Below are 18,472 nucleotides of genomic sequence, written 5' to 3'. Positions count from 1 at the left end.
AATCTACAACAATATCGCGATAGATTTCGTTAATTCGCGGAAAAAAAGACGAAGATATGAGTATAACAATATTAGGAATCGAGTCTTCTTGCGATGACACTTCCTCTTCCGTGATTCGGGACGGCGTGATGCTGTCCAACGTAATAGCCAGTCAAGCCGTTCATGAGGCCTATGGCGGGGTTGTCCCCGAGTTGGCTTCCCGTGCCCATCAGCAGAATATCATTCCGGTAGTAGCCGAGGCCATCAAGCGTGCCGGCATCGATAAGTCCGAGTTGAGTGCCGTGGCGTTTACTCGTGGGCCGGGTTTGATGGGTTCTTTATTGGTCGGGACCTCGTTCGCCAAGGGGTTAGCCGCTTCCTTGGATATCCCGATGATCGAGGTCAATCATTTACAGGCTCACGTGTTGGCTCATTTTATCAAGGAGACTCCGGACGACGACCATGCTCCGTCGTTTCCTTTCCTTTGCTTGTTGGTTTCGGGCGGTAACTCGCAAATCATAAAGGTGAACGCTTATAATGATATGGAGGTGATCGGCCAGACGATCGACGACGCCGCGGGAGAGGCTTTCGACAAATGCGCCAAGGTGATGGGACTGGGTTATCCCGGTGGCCCAGTCGTGAATCGTTTGGCGAACGAGGGCAATCCGAATGCCTTTACGTTCAGCAAGCCGCATATCCCCGGATATGACTATAGCTTCAGTGGCCTGAAGACCTCCTTTTTATATACCTTGCGTGATCATTTGAAAGATGATCCGGATTTTATTGAGAAGAACAAGCGAGACCTATGCGCTTCCTTGCAAGCTACGGTAATCGATATCTTGATGGGTAAATTGCGTAAGGCGGCGAAGGATTTGCATATAAAGGAAGTAGCCGTCGCCGGAGGTGTATCGGCCAATTCCGGTTTGCGTGAGGCATTCTTGGATCACGCCAAACGTTATGGCTGGAAAGTGCATATCCCGAAGTTCTCGTTCACCACGGATAACGCCGCTATGGTAGCTATCACGGGATATTATAAGTATATGGATAAGGAGTTCTGTCCGATGGATGCCGCTCCTTTTTCTAGGGTTGTCTTATAGGAAAATAGTTTTACTATAGAGAAACAAAAGTTTCTTCTAGGGAAAACAAAAGTTTCTTCCTAATGAAACTATTGTTTTCCCATAATGAAACTCCTAGTATCATTATAACAATGGAAGTAGATGATTTACCAATAGAGTTAGAAGTAGCGGACGCACTCAAATCAGGACACCTGATGATGGGTACGGCAGAGAGTTGTACAGGCGGAAAGATTGCCAGCATGATAACCTCCATGGCGGGCAGCTCGGAATACTTCACCGGGGGCGTGGTAGCCTATTGCAACGAGGTGAAGCATCATGTGCTCGGTGTCTCCGAGGCGGACTTGAACACTTTCGGGGCCGTAAGCCAGCCGGTCGTGGAGCAGATGGCCCGTGGAACTATGCGGGTATTGGGATGTGATTGTGCCGTCGCTACCTCCGGGATCGCCGGGCCGGGAGGCGGGACTCCCTCGAAACCGGTGGGAACGGTATGGATTGCCGCCGCTTATAAGGAGAGGATTCTCTCCGAGTGCTATCATTTCGGGGAGAATCCTCGTATGGAGAACATTCGCTTGTCGGCAGAGGCGGCGTTGCGTATGTTGCTGGGATTGATTCGTGAGTAAAGGGACTATCGCTTAATGGGCGATCTCGTCCACGATTTGTTTATAGCCTTCCTCGTTCGGGTGTAATCCGTCTGAGAATAAGGATTCGTTTATCTTGCCGTCTTCCTGAAGCAACTTCGTACCCGGGTTCTTGAACGTGTACCATCCGGTCTCGGCCATTTGACGGATGCGGAGATTGAGATTCCTTACCCGTTCTTCTTGGTTGCGGCGGGGCAAGATGCCGATTACCTTGATCTTGGCCTCCGGTTGCCGTTGCCTGATGGCGGAAAGCAAGAAACGAATGCCTTCCACGATCTCGTTGTCATTGTTAATTCCGATGTTATTCGTGCCGATCATCAATACTACTTCCTCAGCCTTGTATCCATCCAATTCACCATGATAGACTCTCCAAAGTACGTTCTCGATACGGTCGAAACCATATCCGAGATTGTGGAATCCAGCCGGACGCATGATTTTCTCCCATGTTTCCATACCTCGCACGGACGGTCCTTTGGGCTCTCCTCCCCAGAAATGTGTGATGGAATTACCTAGGATCACCCGTCGAGGCGGGTTGCTTTGATTCAGCGAGAGAATATCCCGGTGACGTTTTTGCCATTCGTAATTATTGGGTTCCCGGCGCTGGGTGACAGGCTTTGTAGTAGAGAGGTCTCCTTCGGGGATGCGTAATATTTCCCGTACTTTCCGCTCTACGGCGTTCGCCTGTGTTTCCATGCCCCAGTCGGAAGGATGGACGTAATCTACCCAAGCGTCCGGGTGCGGTCCCAGCTCTTCTCGTGTAAGGTAGTAGATATCTTTTATCCCTTGTGCCTGCAATTCCTCGAATGCTTTTTTAGCTCCTTCGTTCATGCGTGTATAATCTTGTAACTTCGTATCGTTGGCGAGTGCGTTGCTATATCCGGCATGCTCCACTAATAAGATCGGAGAGGAGTGGGTGGCACGTATTTGCTTGACTGCGTCCGATACGAGTTGCGTGATCTCATCTTTGCTCTTTGGCGTGAGGTTGGGCAGGCAGTCAAGGATATAAAGGCGTGCGTCTATCTCACAAATAAAATCCAATACCTCTTTCTCTAAACGTCCGTTACCGGAGAAGCCTAGGTTGATAAGCGGATATCCCAGAGAACGCTGCAAGATCGTGCCCCAAGTCATGCCCGGGCGAGAGGCGCATGCGCCTTGGGCGATCGAGGTTCCGTATAAAAGAATCGGTTTCTCGGGCGATACGGGGATAAACGTAAGCTCATCGTTTTCGGGCACGCCGATTTCCAACCACTTTATCGTATTATAAGGAGGCAGGCAGAGGCGGAACTCATAGCCCCTGTCATGATACAGATCTTTGCCTATGTTCGTATAATGATATTGAAGCGTATCTCCGGAAGGATAACCGCCGAAATAAAATCTCCATTGGCCATCGCTATCGATACTATATAGATCTACACCGGATACGCCTGTCGTGGGCATATGTGGCATATTCAGCGGTCCGCTTACTTGATAGCGTACTTTTAGTTCAGGGGCGTTGCTGAAAAAATGAATTGCCAAACCGGCGGAGTTGCGGGATAAATCCCAGACGGGTTTACGTACCTTGCCTTCGGCTCTTTGGGGAAGCCGAACGTAACGGTCTCCGATCTCTTCGGTCCATCCTTGGTTTTGTATGACAGGGAATCCACATTCGAGCGGGTTGAGCCATTTCCATTGTGCGTGGGCGGAGAGAACCGTGAAACATACGAGCGTTAAGAGGATTTTGTGAAGTCTCATCATTTCGGTATTATTTGTTTTTTGTTATGAATATGACAAAGATAATATATATTTGTATTCATAAACAAACTTAAATCAATAAACCATGAGTAAAAACATTCTATTTGCTTTTCTCTTTTTAATGGGCGCTATCCCATCGATCGCCCAGAAGAATTACCAAGTCCAGTCTCCGAACCGGGATATAAAGGTGGAGGTTACGGTAGCCGATAAAGTCACTTTCGCTATCGTACAGGATCATTCGGAGGTGATGAATTCTGCCGTATCTATGACTTTACAAGGAGGTGAGGTACTTGGCGCTAACCCGAAAGTCTTGAAAGTGACGAAGACCTCGGTAGACAAGGAGATACCCTCTCCGTTCTATAAGAAGGACGTAGTAAAGGATATCTATAATGAGATGCAAATCTCGTTTCGGGGAAACTACGGGCTGGTTTTTAGGGTGTATAACGATGGAGTCGCTTACCGTTTCACGACGAAAAGAAAGGAACCGATCGTTATCGCCGACGAGGAGGCCGTCTATAACTTCCCCTCGGATTATAAAACATTCACCGCTTACGTGAATAGTACGAAGCCGACGTTCGAGGAGCAATTCTTCAACTCCTTCGAGCAGCCCTACGTAAACGAGACGATCACAAGCCTGAATGATAAACGCCTGAAGATCCTGCCTCTTTTGGTGGATCTGGGAGACGGTCGCAAGGTCTGTATCACGGAAGCCGATCTGGAGGATTTCCCCGGGATGTTCTTGAATAACGAGACAGGAAAACCTTCCTTGAAAGCGGTTCATGCGCCTTATCCGAAAGTGAAGGAGCAAGGCGGCCATAATCAGTTACAGATGTTGGTGAAAGAGCGTGAGAACTATATCGCCAAAACATCCGGAACCCGTTCTTTCCCTTGGCGTGCGTTTATAATCTCCCAGAATGATAAGGAGTTGGCCGATTGCGATATGGTCTACCGTCTGGCTTCTCCCTCCCGGGTAAACGATATCTCTTGGATCAAGCCGGGTAAGGTGGCTTGGGATTGGTGGAACGACTGGAATCTATACGGTGTGGATTTCCGTGCCGGAATCAATAATCCCACCTATAAATATTATATCGACTTCGCCGCCGAGCATGGCATCGAGTACGTAATCTTGGATGAGGGCTGGGCCGTGAACCTGCAAGCGGACATGATGCAAGTAATACCGGAGATCGATCTTCAAGAATTGGTGGATTACGGTAAGTCCAAGAATGTCGGAATTATCCTTTGGGCGGGTTATTGGGCTTTCGCCCGTGATATGGAGAATGTCGTGAAGCATTATTCGGATATGGGCGTGAAAGGCTTCAAGGTGGATTTCTTGGATCGTGACGATCAGGAAATGGTGAACTTTGTTTATGAGGCCTCCGAGGTATGCGCTAAATATAAGATGCTAGTGGATTTCCATGGCGTATTCAAGCCGACAGGTCTTCAACGGACCTATCCGAACGTATTGAACTATGAGGGTGTGAATGGCTTGGAGCAACTGAAATGGTCTCCCGAGTCTTACGATATGGTGACGTACGATGTCACGATCCCATTCATCCGTATGATCGCCGGCCCGATGGATTATACGCAAGGCGCTATGCGTAACGCCGTTAAAGGTAATTATCGCCCGGTAAACTCGGAGCCGATGAGCCAAGGAACCCGTTGCCGCCAGTTGGCTACTTACGTGATCTTCGAGTCTCCTTTCAATATGTTGTGCGATGCCCCGTCTAATTACAGGAGGGAAAAGGAATGTACGGAGTTTATCTCTAACATTCCCACTATCTGGGATGAGACGGTCTCATTGGATGGAAAGGTCTCCGAGTATGTAGCGATCGCCCGCCGTCATGGTAATGATTGGTATATCGGGGCATTGACCAACTGGACGCCGAGGGAGCTGGATTTAGACCTGTCTTTCTTGGGCGAAGGTGATTATACTTTGGAATTATTCAAGGATGGCATAAATGCCGATCGTGCTGCCCGTGATTATAAGAAAGAGGTAATCCCAGTCCCGACAGATCGCAAATTAAAGATCCGTATGGCTCCCGGTGGAGGCTATGCGGCTCGTATCCAGAAACGATAATTCTTTTTTCGTCTAAAGCGACCCTGCCACTCGTCGAATAAACGCTTGCGTTCATAGGCGCAGGCGTTAGATTCGCTTACTTTTATAAAAAACGGTATTATGAAATTCACGAGGCAAGATTATATATTGGCGGGAGGACAGGCTTTATTGTGGATCACCTTATGGCTGATTCCTCCTGCGATCGATTTTTTCATACGCTTTAATCCGAGTTCGGCTTTCGAGGTGTGGAAGATTAATACGGGGTTCATTACTCCGTTGGCTATTGTTTTCACCGCTAATTTCTATGTATTGGTTCCCTATTTGCTTTATCGGGATCGGAAGATGCTCTTTGGTTTGATGAATTTGCTATTGATCACGGGGGCTAACCTATGGATATTTTCTCCTAAGGCGGATTTCCCGGACGAATGGCGTTCGGGAATGTATATGGTCGCTTTCGGAGCGTTCTTCTTACATTTGCTAGTGATTGGATGTGCCGTGGGGTTCCGTTATATCGTACGCTGGGGCGATATGCAGATGCGTTTGAAAGAGGAACGGCAGAAAAACGCCGAGGCGGAACTGGCTTGGCTGAAGAACCAGTTGAATCCGCATTTTCTCTTTAATACCTTGAATAATATTTCCAGCTTGGTCCAGATAGACCAAGATACGGCGCAAGAAAGTATCGGGCAATTGAGCGATTTGCTGCGGTATACGCTCTATGAGTCGAACCATGAGCTGGTACCGGTGGAAGGCGAGATCGAGTTCATGAATAATTACATCGAGCTGATGAGGTTGCGCTGCAATGAACTGGCTACCGTGGAAGTGGATTTGCAAGTTCCGCCTAAACCGATGAGGATCGTGCCGCTTTTGTTCATCTCTTTAATAGAGAACGCATTCAAGCATGGCGTGAATAGCCGTAAGTCGTCGTTCGTACGTATTCGTTTCAAGGCGGAAGGAGATGACCTTGTTTTTACCTGCGAGAATAGCGACCATCCGAAACCGGACGTGAACCGTAGCGGATCGGGGATCGGGCTGGAGAATCTGAGGCGTAGGCTGGATCTGGCTTATCCCGGTCGTTACCGATATGATCAAGCGCTCCGGGAAAATAGTTACTTTGTTCAAATAACACTTCGAGACTGCTTATGAAAACACTGACTTGCATGATCGTAGACGATGAGCCCTTGGCGGTGAAGATGCTGGAGGACTTCGTAAGCCGTACGCCTTATCTGAGGCTGGCGGCTTCCTTCAATGATCCGGTACTGGCACTCTCCACGTTGCGTGAGTCTTCGGTGGACGTGCTTTTCTTGGATATTCAGATGCCGGATCTGGACGGGCTGAACCTCTCCCGCATGGTGCCCCCCGGTACGAGGGTGATCTTCACGACCGCCTTTAAGGAGTATGCCTTTGATAGCTATGAGGTGAATGCCCTCGATTTCCTGCTGAAGCCCATCCGATACCATAAGTTTCTCGGAGCTGCGGAGAAGGCCCGCCAATGGTTTGAGATGAGTAGCGTGAAGGAGGAGAGAGGCAGCCTTTTCGTGCGGGTGGATAGCCAGTTGCGGCAGGTGGAAATCTCCCGGATATTATACGTGACGGGTTTGAAGGATTACGTGATGATCTATCTGGAAGGGGAGGCCCGTCCGCTTATCACCCACGTGACGATGAAGGCCATGGAAGAGATGCTGTCTACCGGTCGCTTTATGCGGGTCCATCGTTCTTATATCGTGGCGTTGGATAAGATCCGCTCCGTCGACCGGAATAATTGCGTTTATATCGGGAAGGAGATCATCCACGTGACGGATGCCTACAAAGAGGCGTTCAACGCTTATCTGAAAGCTGCTCAACCTTCTTGAACTTGGATGCCCATTCAAAGCTCCTTACAATGGGCATTCTAACGACCTTACAATGCCCATTGTAGGAACCTTATAATGGGCATTCTAAACTTTATGTGTATATTCGTGCCTTAATTAAGAGAAAACGATATGAAGAATAGCATTCCTTTAGGGTTTATCCGGATCTTTATCCTGCTTATATGTCTGACCTCGTGCGGTAGCAAAAAGCAACAAAAAGTAGCTTTGCCCGCCGATTTCAAGGGACCGAAGGAGTTGGCTCGCTTATATGGGGTACGTATCACACCGGAAGATAATATATTCTTGTACAACGAGGGGGCCCGTTGGTTGGGTGTACGTCATAAATTGGGAGGGAGCACGAAACGGGGCGTGGATTGCTCCGGTTTCGTATCGATCGTTTATCGGGAGGTATACGGAAAGCAGCTGGCTCGTTCCTCGGCGGATATGCTGAAGTATAATTGCAAGAAAGTGAGTCGTGCCAAATTGCAGGAAGGAGATCTGGTATTTTTCAAGACGGGCCGTGGCGGGAAGCGTGGCGTTCCGAATCACGTGGGGATTTACTTGAAAAATGGGCGCTTCATCCATACCAGTACTTCTAGCGGCGTGATGGTAAGTAGCCTTAGCGAACCTTATTATACAAGAACTTGGTTAACGGGTGGTCGGGTAAAATAAAATTACTAAATTCGCGTCTTAGAAAAACTATTAAACATAAATAGAATATGTTGACAATCAAATTAATCACTGAAAACACGGATGCCGTAATCCGTGGACTGGAAAAGAAACATTTTAAGGGTGCGAAAGAAAGCATCGATAAAGTGTTGGAATTGAATGATAAAAGACGTATCGCACAAAATCAATTAGATAAGAACCTAGCGGAGGTAAACGCAACCTCTAAGTCGATCGGACAATTAATGAAAGAGGGCAAGAAGGAAGAGGCGGAGGCCGCTAAGAAACATGTTTCCGAGATCAAGGAGGTGAGCAAGGCTTTGCAGGTTGAGATGGATCAGGCTGCCGAGGAGCTGCAGAACTTACTTTATACGATCCCGAACGTACCTTACGATGAGGTACCCGAGGGTATCTCCGCGGAGGACAATGTGGTAGAGAAAATGGGAGGTATGGAAACGGAACTTCCGAAGAACGCTCTTCCGCACTGGGAATTGGCGAAGAAATATGATTTGATTGATTTCGATCTGGGTGTTAAGATCACGGGAGCAGGTTTCCCGGTCTATAAAGGACAGGGCGCTCGTTTGCAACGTGCGTTGATCAACTTCTTCTTGGATGAGGCCCGTGACGCCGGTTACTTGGAGATCATGCCGCCTACGGTGGTGAACTCGGCTTCCGGTTATGGTACGGGGCAGCTTCCGGATAAGGAGGGACAGATGTATCATTGCGAGGTAGACGACCTATATTTGATCCCGACGGCGGAGGTGCCCGTGACAAATATTTACCGGGATGTCATTCTGGATGAGAAGCAGTTACCGATCAAGAATTGCGCTTATACACAATGCTTCCGTCGTGAGGCAGGTTCTTATGGCAAGGATGTACGCGGTTTGAATCGTTTGCACGAATTTTCTAAGGTGGAGTTGGTTCGGATCGATAAACCGGAGCACTCTAAGCAATCTCACCAAGAGATGTTGAATCATGTGGAGGGATTACTTCAGAAGTTGGAGTTGCCGTATCGCATCCTTCGTCTTTGTGGGGGTGATATGAGTTTCACGGCTGCCCTTTGCTTTGACTTCGAGGTGTATTCCGAGGCACAACAACGCTGGTTGGAAGTTAGCTCCGTGTCCAACTTCGATACGTATCAAGCCAACCGCTTGAAATGCCGCTATCGTGACGAGAATAAGAAAACGCAACTTTGCCATACCTTGAATGGTAGTGCTTTAGCTTTGCCTCGCATCGTAGCCGCCTTATTGGAAAACAACCAAACCCCCGAAGGTATCCGCATCCCGAAAGCGTTGATCCCTTACACTGGGTTTGATATGATTAAATAAGCATCAGATCATTTATATAAAATATCCCAGCATTGTCCTTATTGTGGATATGCTGGGATATTTTTTTTGAATGAATTAGATGAATAAGTTTACGTTTGCGTCTTCCGCACGTTCCAGATAGGTGGCTACGCCTCCTAGGACAACGTTATCCATCAGTTCTTCTTTTTTGACGCCCATTACGTCCATGCTCATCGTGCAGGCGATCATCTCGATACCATTCTCTACGGCTTGTGCCATAAGGCTTTCCAAGCTGTCGATCCGTTTCTTCCTCATGATAAGGCGCATCATCCAACTGCCGGCTCCACCCATATTCATTTTAGATAGTTTCAGCTTTTCGCTATTTGCCGGAAGCATCCAGCCAAACATCTTGCCGAAGATATCTTTTGATACGGCAGGTTTTTCCCGTTTCTTAATCACGTTAAGTCCCCAGAAAGTAAAGAACATAGTCACCTTCTTTCCGGTGGAGGCAGCCCCGTTCGCTATGACGAATGAGGCCAACGCCTTATCGAGGTCATCGCTGAAAACGATCAATGTCTTGTTGTCGGCACTATTACCACCTGTCGCTATTTTGCATTCAGCTTTTTTTTTTCGTACCGTGGCGGCGATCGTGCCTCCCTTATTTTCCAGAGAGACTAACTCTGCCCCGGTTATCTTGCACCATGAAGAGACATCTTTTCCGAAAGCCTGATCTGTTGCGGTGATTTCCAATGACTCATCTTCCCGCAAGTTCTCATAGTTCTTTTTCAACTGCATGATCGGTCCCGGACACATTAATCCGCAAGCGTCTACCTTAATCGCCGTAGCTGCCGGAGTCGATTTGCAAGAGCTACTTTTACCAGATGCCTTATCAGAAACAGCTTCGGACGAACAAGGTGCGCAGGCCGGCTCATTCTTGATCTTTGCTGTCGCTACACTCCAAGTCTTGTAACCACCGGATAGGTTTCGGACATTCGTGAAGCCATTTTGAGTCAGGATGCGATAAGCCAAATAGCCCCTTAATCCAACGGCGCAAGTCACTACGATTAGTTTATCCTTAGGCAGTTCCGCCAAATGTTCTCTTAACTCATCAACCGGTATATTGATGAAGCCGGGGATTGTCCCTAAGCTGTACTCGTCACGGGTACGGACATCGATACGTACGGTATCTGGCGATAAGTTCTGGATCTCTCTCCACTGGATCGCTTTCGCTTTTCCCGTAAGTAGGTTCTCCGCTACGAACCCGGCCATATTTACGGGATCTTTAGCGGCTGAATAAGGAGGAGCATACGCATGTTCCAACTCCGTCAGGTCATAGACCGTACCTTTCCGCTGGATAACTTGCGCTAACATCTCGATCCGTTTGTCTACGCCTCCGAAACCTACGACTTGCGCCCCTAACAGTCGTCCGTCTTCCGGCGCAAACAATATCTTGATCGATAAAGGCACGGCTCCCGGGTAATATCCCGCATGCGAGGCTCCATGCGTATAGGAGGATTGATAAGCGATTCCTTCCCGTTTCAACAGCTTAGCGTTAGCTCCCGCCGTGGCGACCGTCAAGTCGAATACCTTGGCGATAGAGGTTCCCATCGTCCCGTCATAAGTTTCCTTATTGCCGGATACGATATTATCGGCTACGATACGTCCTTGCTTATTCGCTGGACCCGCCAATGGGATCAAGGCTGGTTTGCCTGTCACGAGGTGGCGTACTTCCACGGCATCTCCCAACGCATAAATATCCGGGTTCGAGGTCTGCATATATTCATTGACAGCGATACCGCCGAGTGCTCCGATCGTAAGTCCCGCTTCCTTGGCCAATCGGGTTTCCGGACGGACACCGATACTCAATAAAACCATATCCGCCGGGATCTGCTTCCCACTTTTCAAATGAACGGTCACGCCTCTGGAAGTCTCCTCGAAACGAGATACGCCATCTTCCAGCATCAAGCCTACCTGCTTGCCGATCAATTGCTGATGTACGATAGCGGCCATGGAATAGTCGAGGGGTGCCATCACTTGGTTAGCCATTTCCACGACGGTGACATGGACACCCAGCTCATGCAAATTCTCCGCCATCTCCAAGCCGATGAAACCACCCCCTACAACAACGGCGGTACGGGGCTTTTCCGTGTTCACGTAATTCTTGATCGTGTCCGTATCCGGCACGTTACGTAACGTGAATATCTTTTTACTCTCGATTCCTTCGATGCGTGGACGCAAAGGCTCCGCACCGGGAGAGAGCACTAGTTTATCGTAAGTCTCCGTGTAGGTTTCTCCTGTGCCGAGTTTCTTTACCTCCACTTGTTTGGATTCGGGAAGGATTCGGGTCACTTCCTGCTCCGTACGGATATCGATGCGGAATCGATCCGTGAAGCCTTTCACGGTTTGTACGAATAATTTATTCCGGTCGTTGATCGTGTCTCCTATATAATAAGGTAATCCACAGTTTGCGTAAGAAACATATTTTCCACGTTCGAAAAGGATGATTTCCGCTTTCTCGTCCATTCTACGCAGCCGGGCTGCTACGGTAGCTCCACCGGCTACACCTCCAATAATCAAGTACTTCATATCCGTTTATATTTAATTTATATTATACATATTTGTTAGTAGACAATAATTAGTTAAAAAAAGGGATTCATCCCTTTTGTATGTATTCCTTGAGTTGATTGAACAGGCTGTCCATGTTTAGCTCGGCCTGCATCATCTGTTGTATTTTCTCTTTCCCTTTTGGGGTGAGCGAGAAAAACATTTGCCGCTTATCCTCTTTATTGATGTTCCTGCGGATAAACCCCTTGTTCTCGACAGAGGTGATCACCTTTGAGACCCGGGAGTTTGAAAGACCGATATAATCGCAAATCATTCCCGCCGACTTTGCCTCATTATCCTTTAAGCAACAAAGCAACATGGCCTCGTTGATGGTAATAGCATGTACTTCCGAGAAATTTTTCTCGAACTGGTACAGTATCTTATAGATATCCTTTATGGCGCAAATTGGTTCCATATTTCTTTATAACTTGTTTGATGATGCAAAGATATAACTATTTTTCAATAAAAATACTTTCTAGCGGAAAATAATTAAGACTATTGTATATTACCCTATAGTAGAGACGGGGCGTGCCCCGTCTCATCACCGTCTGAATAGTATCTTTAAGTTACCATTTAGCTGGGATGAGACGGGGCACGCCCCGTCTCTACTACTAGGTATTTCTTTTAATCTCTGTTGGAGAAATATTTCATGAATTGTGAACGCTCATACATCGCCGGGTTCGGGATATTGGCGTAATTCAATTTGCCTTGGAATTGGGAAAGGGATTGGTAATGTGCCTGATGCATCCACTCTTCCACGCAAGTCAATACTTGGGAGATGATTTCCGCTCCATGTGTATAGACTGCGCTACACATCTGTACGGCGGAAGCGCCGGCCAATAGACATTTAACGACATCTTCCCAATCATGCACACCGGTAGAGGAAGCGATACTGATTCCCGGGATCTTTCCGGATACGATAGCCGTCCAGCGAATCGTGTCACTCAAATCGGAATGATTGCTAAATACATTACCCGAAACGATCTGCATATTATTAATGTCGATATCCGGCTGGTAGAAACGGTTGAATAGCACGACACCATCAGCACCGTTTACTTTCAACAAATTAACCAGCGAAGGAATATTGCTGTAATTCTTTCCGATCTTCATGATAACCGGAATCGATACGGTCTCTTTTACCTTGCGGATGATACTGACATACGTATCCCGGATACTCTCGAGATCTTCGGTCAGCTCGGTTTCCATGAAGAACACGTTCAATTCCAAAGCGTCCGCTCCCGCTAACTCAATTTGGCGGGCAAAGTCGATCCAAGCGTCCGCCTTATAGCAATTGATGCTGGCGATAATGGGGATCGTACATAATTCCTTGCTCTTCTTGATCAGTTCCAGATAATCATTTACTTGATTCGCTTTTACATAACCACGGATATAATCCGCCGCTTCGGGGTAATCGGAGTCTTGCATCAAAGCCTCGCTCTGCATCTCGATCTGCTCTTCGAAAAGAGATTTCAATACGATAGCTCCAGCGCCTGCTTTCTCAAAATCCCTGTTACGTTCCGCCTTATTGGTGAGTCCGGAGCTCCCGACGATAATCGGATTGCGAAGTGTTAACCCCGCGTATTGGGTTTTAATGTCAATCATGTTGCCTATATTTAGATTTAATAATTACTTTAATATTCCCGTTCGCCAAAGATACTGGTACCCACCCGTATCAAGGTGCTTCCTTCTTGGATAGCGATCGGGTAATCGTGGCTCATCCCCATGGATATCTCCTTGAAATCGACATTATCTTTACAGAGCGTCTCTTTCAGTTCGATAAATAAATCATGGATCTTGCGGAATTCTTCCCGTATCAACCCCGTATCATCGGTATTGGTAGCCATGCCCATCAATCCGCAAATACGAATATGCTGGAATTCGGCCAAGGACTCGTCACGCAACAACTCCTTGCATTCCTCAGGACTGAGTCCGTGCTTGGATTCCTCTTGCGCCACATGGATCTCCAATAATACCCGGATCGTGCGGTCGTGTTTTTTCGCTTGTTTATTCACCTCAGCCAAAAGCTTCAAGGAGTCTATGCTATGGATCAAATGAATAAAAGGAGCGATATCTTTTACCTTATTGCTTTGTAACGGGCCGATAAAATGCCATTCGATATCCTCAGGTAGTACTTTTTGCTTGGCGCTCAGTTCCTGTGCCCTGCTTTCGCCAAACACCCGCTGTCCGGCGTTGTAAGCCTCCCATAGAGCCTCCACCGGGTGAAACTTAGAGACGGCAACCAACGTCACCCCTTGCGGGAGCGACGTTTTCAGTTGTACTATGTTTTGAGCGATACTCATGTTTTTATCCTCTTTGTTCAGCTTGTTGTTTTTGCTCCGCTATCAGTTCCTCGCCACTTTTCTTCTCGCCGGGAATACTGTTCGCATCGAATGGGAATACATCCATCAACTGGGTTTCCGTTACCGAGGCGATGGTATAATCCGCCAATGTACCCTTCATTCCATCTTCCAATACGGCGATGGCCTCTTTCAGCGTAGTGGCTTGGGCAAGCATTTGTGCGGCGGTTTTCTTTTCCGCTCCGCTCTTCTCGTCCAACGTGATAAAATAAACCTTGATCTTATAGAACCGATCACCATTCTCGTTGAAGAATAATTCGGATAAACGAGCTCGTTTGATGTCTGTTACCGTGAATTCACCCGTGATGAAGGGGCGGATCTCCTCGATGATGCGAGCTTCCGCTTCCGTAAAAGACAGGGCGTCTACCAAGTAAGGCTCGGTTACTTTTTTCTGCATGCCATTTTCCAGCATTTTCTCGTAAGAGACCTTACATTCAAACCAATTGTGCATATGCTTTACTTTTTAATTTAGTCTGTACTCTGTTTAAAACAACGTACAAATATAGTGGCTATTCGTCAATAAAACAACTTGCCGCAAAAGATATAATTTGTCAGGATGTCTAATTTCGCGTGTTTGTTTTCAGTTGGAATTTAAAATAGAGAGATATGGATGAGAAAGATTTGGTGGAAGGGATGCGAGAGTATATAAGTCTGTTACAAAAGGAAGGACGGTATTCCTCGGCGAAAAGTTATCAGGATGCGATGAACTCTTTTATACGGTATAGCGGGACGGATCGTATCCCATATACATATATAAATAAGGATACTCTTCGCCGGTACGAGGCTTATTTGTTGGAGAAAGGCTGCATGCGTAATACGGTCTCCACGTATATCCGCCGTTTGCGTTGTATCTATAACAAGGCGGTGGAGAATGGCGAGGCGGCGTTTATCCCCTCTTTATTCAAGGGGGTTTTTACGGGTGTGGAAAGCCAGCGCAAGAAATCCTTGCCTCTGGGAGATTTGAATCGCTTGATGACTGTCCCGGTAAAAGGAGAGAAGTTGAGGAAGACACAGCTGACGCTTTGCTTGATGTTTCAATATGGGGGGATGTCGTTCGTTGATTTCGCCCATTTGAATAGGGGTAATATCAAGAACGGCATATTGGATTACAATCGCCAGAAGACCGGGACCTCTATGCGGTTGGAGGTCTTGGATACGGCGGAGGCTATGTATAAGGAGCTGGCAGGTGAGAGGGGTGGAGGCTCCGGCTATTTATTTCCCTTTTTAAGTGGGACGAAGAACGGCCATGAGGAATATCTCGAATACAATGCGGCCTTGTCCCGGTTTAACCGGAACTTGAAGACGTTGAAGGAGGTTGCGGGAATAGCCTCGGATGTGACTTCTTACACGATCCGTCATTCCTTCGCCATGGCATTGAAGGAACAAAATGTCCCCATTGAGATGATCAGCGAGTTATTGGGGCATAAGTCCATCAAGACAACCCAGATTTATCTAAGAAGTTTCTCGTTGGAGAAGATGACGGTGGTAAATAAGTCTTGCTTTGAGAATGTATATAATTATATGCCAGAGGTGGGTTGAGGCTACTTGGGGAGTAGCGTTCATTTCACGGTGCAAATGTAGCAAAAAATAGCAAATAACAAGCAATCATTAGTTTTAGTTTGTGCTCCGACCTTGATTCTCCTTAAATCTTCGTTCTTATTCCTAGTGTATAGACATGGCAATAGAGACGAAATGATCTCGTATTTCCTACATCATCACGTCCCTTCTAAAAATCGAACATACATTCTTGTAGAGACGGGGCGTGCCCCGTCTCATCCCCTCCAAATGGTAACTTAAAGATACTATCACCCGGTGGGAGACGGGGCACGCCCCGTCTCTACAACCGGGTGATAAGCGTTCTCGCACCTTTTAGGCTACTCCCCAAGTAGCCTAAGATTTCAAGAGATGGTAATTTTCAGTAATGCCATATTTAAAAATATAAAACGCTGTTTATCAAGATGATATAAAAGATTCTTGGTAGGGCTCTGAATTGCCGTGGGGTCTGTTTTCGGGCCACGGGATAACCACTAGAAAAGATAATCATAGAGATGGATATATTGACAGGCAAGTGCTCGGATAGGTTCATGGCGCATGTTCTGAAGCGACGTGACCAGGAGGCCGTCCGCTGGTACGTGCTCACGCTCCCTACCGCCGGTGGCGGGCGTGACAGGATCAGCCCCTCGAAGGGGCTGGACGCTGAGCTTTCCCGCCGTGAGCGTCGTGGTGAGGCGTTGTTCGAGTATTTCTCCCCCTCGTATGTCGAGGCGAGGAAGGTGGGCGGTAAGATGGTCAACACGAAACGGCCCCTGCTGTACAACTACGTGTTCGTCCACGCCTCGGAGGACGAGATCTTCCGCCTGAAGCGTACGCTTCCCCTGTATAATTTCCTCCCCCGGGTTTCCTCCGGCGGGCGGTCTTATTTCCCGTACCTCTCGGATCGTGAGATGGATACCTTGCGTTGGGTCGCAGCTTCTTACTCCAACGAGCTTCCCGTATACGTGCCAGATAGCGGCCGCTTGTTGAAAGGCGACCGTGTGCGTATCACCTCCGGCCCTTTTACCGACATGGAGGCGGAGGTGGTGGTGCAGCCGGGCGGTGGGCATAAGGACGTGATGGTGCGTATCCTCGACTGTCTGTGGGTCCCCTTGTTCGAGGTGAGAGCTGGGGAGTACGAGTTGATCGAGCTGAATACCAAGGGTAAGCACGTCTATACCCATTTGGACAACGACCGTCTGTCGGAGGGCTTGCACGATGCCTTGGGCCGTTACCACGCCTCCGGCGTGGTAGTGGATGAGGATGCCCGTCTGGCCCGTGAGGTCCTGCGTGGCTACGCCTCTCTCCGTGGTGAGACCGACGTGATCCGTTGCAAGCTTTACTCTTTGCTCCTTCCTGCCTATCTGCTTTTGGGCGAGTCGGATGAGTTCGATCGTTTGCGCTCCACGATGCGCAGCATGCTCCCGGTGATAAAAGCGGGGCAATCCCGTGCCTTGCTGCTGGTCACGCTGTACGGCTGTACGGACAGCAGCCTCTACCAACGCATGGCGCACGAGCTGGTTGACCCTTGGATGGAGGAGGCCTCGCCCAAGAGGAGCAAGTCCGTGTTGATACGTCGTTTACGTGATTACGACCGTTGGTTCGGGCACGGGAACGGCGATAAATAAAAGATATGAGAGAAGAGAGAGAGACATGCGGCGTCCCTTCGGGCATCCGGCTGATGAGCCTGTTGCGTGAGCGTTTGACAGAGATCATGGATCGTGAGCGTGCGAACCGAAACTCAATACACCTGTACTGCACGGGTCCCTACTGGGTAGCGTTCGAGCGTTCGGCCTACCAACTGCATCGTGCGTTCCCGGATAGCGAGATCACGCCGTTGCGCCTGTACGCCTACCCGTTCCCGATCGTGATGGTGTCTGTTACGGATCGCTCGCTCCGCTCATATACTCGCAAGCATATCTTGAGAAGAGACGGGTCGGATTACAAGCTATTGACCGTCCCCGGGTTTCCCTTGGCGGATTACCGTGAATGGCACGCCGGCGAGGTGGAGGGATTGCCCCGGTTAAGCGAGAATTAGATAAGGGCAGAAAAGAAACGGTCGGATCCCCCGGATGGCAATGGCCGTCTCTAGCGGCTAGGAGACCCCTTGGCTTTGGCCGATAGGCTGACCCCGCTTTAACATATACCACTCCGGCCGTCCGGTGGTCCGGCCCTTTTATAATTGAGAATTGAAAATTGAGAATTAAAGAGATGATAATAGCGGTAGATTTCGACGGTACGATCGTCGAGCACAAGTATCCGGCGATCGGGCGTGAGCTTCCTTTCGCCATCGATACGTTGAGGAAATTGCAATCGGATCGGCATAAGCTGATCCTTTGGACGGTCCGTGAGGGCGGGCTCTTGGAGGAGGCGTTGTCCTTCTGCCGTGAGCGTGGCTTGGAGTTCTACGCGGTGAACCGTGACTACCCGGAGGAGGAGAGAGACCGGAACAACCACTTCTCCCGCAAGCTGAAGGCGGACGTTTTCATCGACGACCGCAACCTCGGCGGCCTCCCGGACTGGGGCACGATCTACGAGATGGTGACCAAGGGACTGAGCTATGAGGACTTGACGCGTAAATACGAGTCGGAATACGAGCCGGAGAAACCCAAAGGTTTCCTGTCCCGCCTTTTCCGTTAAGTCCGTGTCATCCGTGTTTAAAGAAATAAAAACGATAACAAAATAATATGAAGATCAAA

The 18,472-nt window shown here is 48.5% G+C and carries 17 protein-coding genes; 11 read left to right on the top strand and 6 right to left on the bottom strand.

Annotated elements, in window-relative coordinates:
• Positions 1 to 56 precede the first annotated feature (56 nt).
• Both tsaD and NBH16_RS14850 read left to right on the top strand, forming a co-directional pair.
• Positions 57 to 1,076: a tRNA (adenosine(37)-N6)-threonylcarbamoyltransferase complex transferase subunit TsaD gene (tsaD, locus tag NBH16_RS14855; RefSeq protein WP_048928394.1), complete on the top strand. Its 1,020-nt coding sequence runs from the start codon at positions 57 to 59 to the stop codon at positions 1,074 to 1,076.
• Between the two features lie 62 nt (positions 1,077 to 1,138).
• Positions 1,139 to 1,675 (top strand): CinA family protein, encoded by a 537-nt coding sequence (locus NBH16_RS14850; protein ID WP_005855698.1) that lies wholly within the window; start codon positions 1,139 to 1,141, stop codon positions 1,673 to 1,675.
• Between the two features lie 12 nt (positions 1,676 to 1,687).
• Here NBH16_RS14850 and NBH16_RS14845 read toward each other — a convergent pair whose 3' ends face one another.
• Positions 1,688 to 3,427: an SGNH/GDSL hydrolase family protein gene (locus tag NBH16_RS14845; RefSeq protein WP_250788819.1), complete on the bottom strand. Its 1,740-nt coding sequence runs from the start codon at positions 3,425 to 3,427 to the stop codon at positions 1,688 to 1,690.
• A gap of 82 nt (positions 3,428 to 3,509) precedes the next feature.
• On the opposite strand from NBH16_RS14845, the gene NBH16_RS14840 reads away from it, so the two are divergent.
• The 5 genes from NBH16_RS14840 to serS all read left to right on the top strand — a co-directional run bounded on the left by NBH16_RS14840 (position 3,510) and on the right by serS (position 9,321).
• Positions 3,510 to 5,501 carry a retaining alpha-galactosidase gene (locus NBH16_RS14840; protein ID WP_146376285.1) on the top strand — a complete coding sequence of 664 codons (1,992 nt, stop codon included), beginning with the start codon at positions 3,510 to 3,512 and terminating at the stop codon, positions 5,499 to 5,501.
• 99 nt (positions 5,502 to 5,600) lie between these two features.
• Entirely contained in the window at positions 5,601 to 6,623 is a 1,023-nt protein-coding gene (locus tag NBH16_RS14835; RefSeq protein ID WP_250788818.1) for a sensor histidine kinase, read from the top strand.
• On the top strand, positions 6,620 to 7,330 hold the full coding sequence (locus NBH16_RS14830) for a LytR/AlgR family response regulator transcription factor (protein WP_011966047.1): 711 nt from the start codon (positions 6,620 to 6,622) through the stop codon (positions 7,328 to 7,330). Before NBH16_RS14835 ends, NBH16_RS14830 begins: the two co-directional genes overlap by 4 nt.
• Before the next feature lie 129 nt (positions 7,331 to 7,459).
• Positions 7,460 to 7,999 (top strand): NlpC/P60 family protein, encoded by a 540-nt coding sequence (locus NBH16_RS14825; protein WP_005865414.1) that lies wholly within the window; start codon positions 7,460 to 7,462, stop codon positions 7,997 to 7,999.
• Positions 8,000 to 8,046: 47 nt separating this feature from the next.
• Positions 8,047 to 9,321, top strand: a complete 1,275-nt coding sequence (gene serS / locus NBH16_RS14820) for a serine--tRNA ligase (RefSeq protein WP_008780959.1) — start codon at positions 8,047 to 8,049, stop codon at positions 9,319 to 9,321.
• Between the two features lie 75 nt (positions 9,322 to 9,396).
• Here serS and NBH16_RS14815 read toward each other — a convergent pair whose 3' ends face one another.
• The 5 genes from NBH16_RS14815 to NBH16_RS14795 form a co-directional block, all read right to left on the bottom strand.
• Positions 9,397 to 11,865: an FAD-dependent oxidoreductase gene (locus tag NBH16_RS14815; protein ID WP_121962419.1), complete on the bottom strand. Its 2,469-nt coding sequence runs from the start codon at positions 11,863 to 11,865 to the stop codon at positions 9,397 to 9,399.
• A 67-nt stretch (positions 11,866 to 11,932) separates the two neighbouring features.
• A complete protein-coding gene (locus tag NBH16_RS14810; RefSeq protein ID WP_005855716.1) occupies positions 11,933 to 12,298 on the bottom strand; it encodes a MarR family winged helix-turn-helix transcriptional regulator in 366 nt (121 codons plus the stop codon).
• A 209-nt stretch (positions 12,299 to 12,507) separates the two neighbouring features.
• Complete coding sequence (locus tag NBH16_RS14805) at positions 12,508 to 13,485, bottom strand: dihydroorotate dehydrogenase-like protein (RefSeq protein ID WP_250788817.1); 978 nt, start codon at positions 13,483 to 13,485, stop codon at positions 12,508 to 12,510.
• A 29-nt stretch (positions 13,486 to 13,514) separates the two neighbouring features.
• The gene (locus NBH16_RS14800) at positions 13,515 to 14,183 is read right to left on the bottom strand and encodes a YggS family pyridoxal phosphate-dependent enzyme (RefSeq protein ID WP_022193158.1); all 669 of its coding nucleotides are present in this window, start codon (positions 14,181 to 14,183) and stop codon (positions 13,515 to 13,517) included.
• A gap of 4 nt (positions 14,184 to 14,187) precedes the next feature.
• Entirely contained in the window at positions 14,188 to 14,691 is a 504-nt protein-coding gene (locus NBH16_RS14795) for a DUF4494 domain-containing protein (protein WP_005855722.1), read from the bottom strand.
• A gap of 155 nt (positions 14,692 to 14,846) precedes the next feature.
• Between NBH16_RS14795 and NBH16_RS14790 the strand changes: the two genes are divergently transcribed.
• The 4 genes from NBH16_RS14790 (at position 14,847) to NBH16_RS14775 (ending at position 18,413) form a co-directional block, all read left to right on the top strand.
• Positions 14,847 to 15,779 (top strand): tyrosine-type recombinase/integrase, encoded by a 933-nt coding sequence (locus NBH16_RS14790; protein WP_009276318.1) that lies wholly within the window; start codon positions 14,847 to 14,849, stop codon positions 15,777 to 15,779.
• Between the two features lie 509 nt (positions 15,780 to 16,288).
• Positions 16,289 to 17,401: a transcription termination/antitermination protein NusG gene (gene nusG, locus NBH16_RS14785; RefSeq protein ID WP_250788816.1), complete on the top strand. Its 1,113-nt coding sequence runs from the start codon at positions 16,289 to 16,291 to the stop codon at positions 17,399 to 17,401.
• A gap of 5 nt (positions 17,402 to 17,406) precedes the next feature.
• Positions 17,407 to 17,811, top strand: a complete 405-nt coding sequence (locus NBH16_RS14780) for a hypothetical protein (RefSeq protein ID WP_005863167.1) — start codon at positions 17,407 to 17,409, stop codon at positions 17,809 to 17,811.
• A 173-nt stretch (positions 17,812 to 17,984) separates the two neighbouring features.
• Positions 17,985 to 18,413: a BT0820 family HAD-type phosphatase gene (locus NBH16_RS14775; RefSeq protein ID WP_250788815.1), complete on the top strand. Its 429-nt coding sequence runs from the start codon at positions 17,985 to 17,987 to the stop codon at positions 18,411 to 18,413.
• Positions 18,414 to 18,472: the final 59 nt, after the last annotated feature.

This window comes from Parabacteroides sp. Y3-G-102 (genome assembly GCF_023656845.1).
GTDB classification, from domain to species: Bacteria; Bacteroidota; Bacteroidia; order Bacteroidales; family Tannerellaceae; genus Parabacteroides; species Parabacteroides distasonis.
The sequence above is the reverse complement of the archived record's forward strand: the minus strand, read 5'-3'. Positions and strand labels throughout refer to the sequence as shown.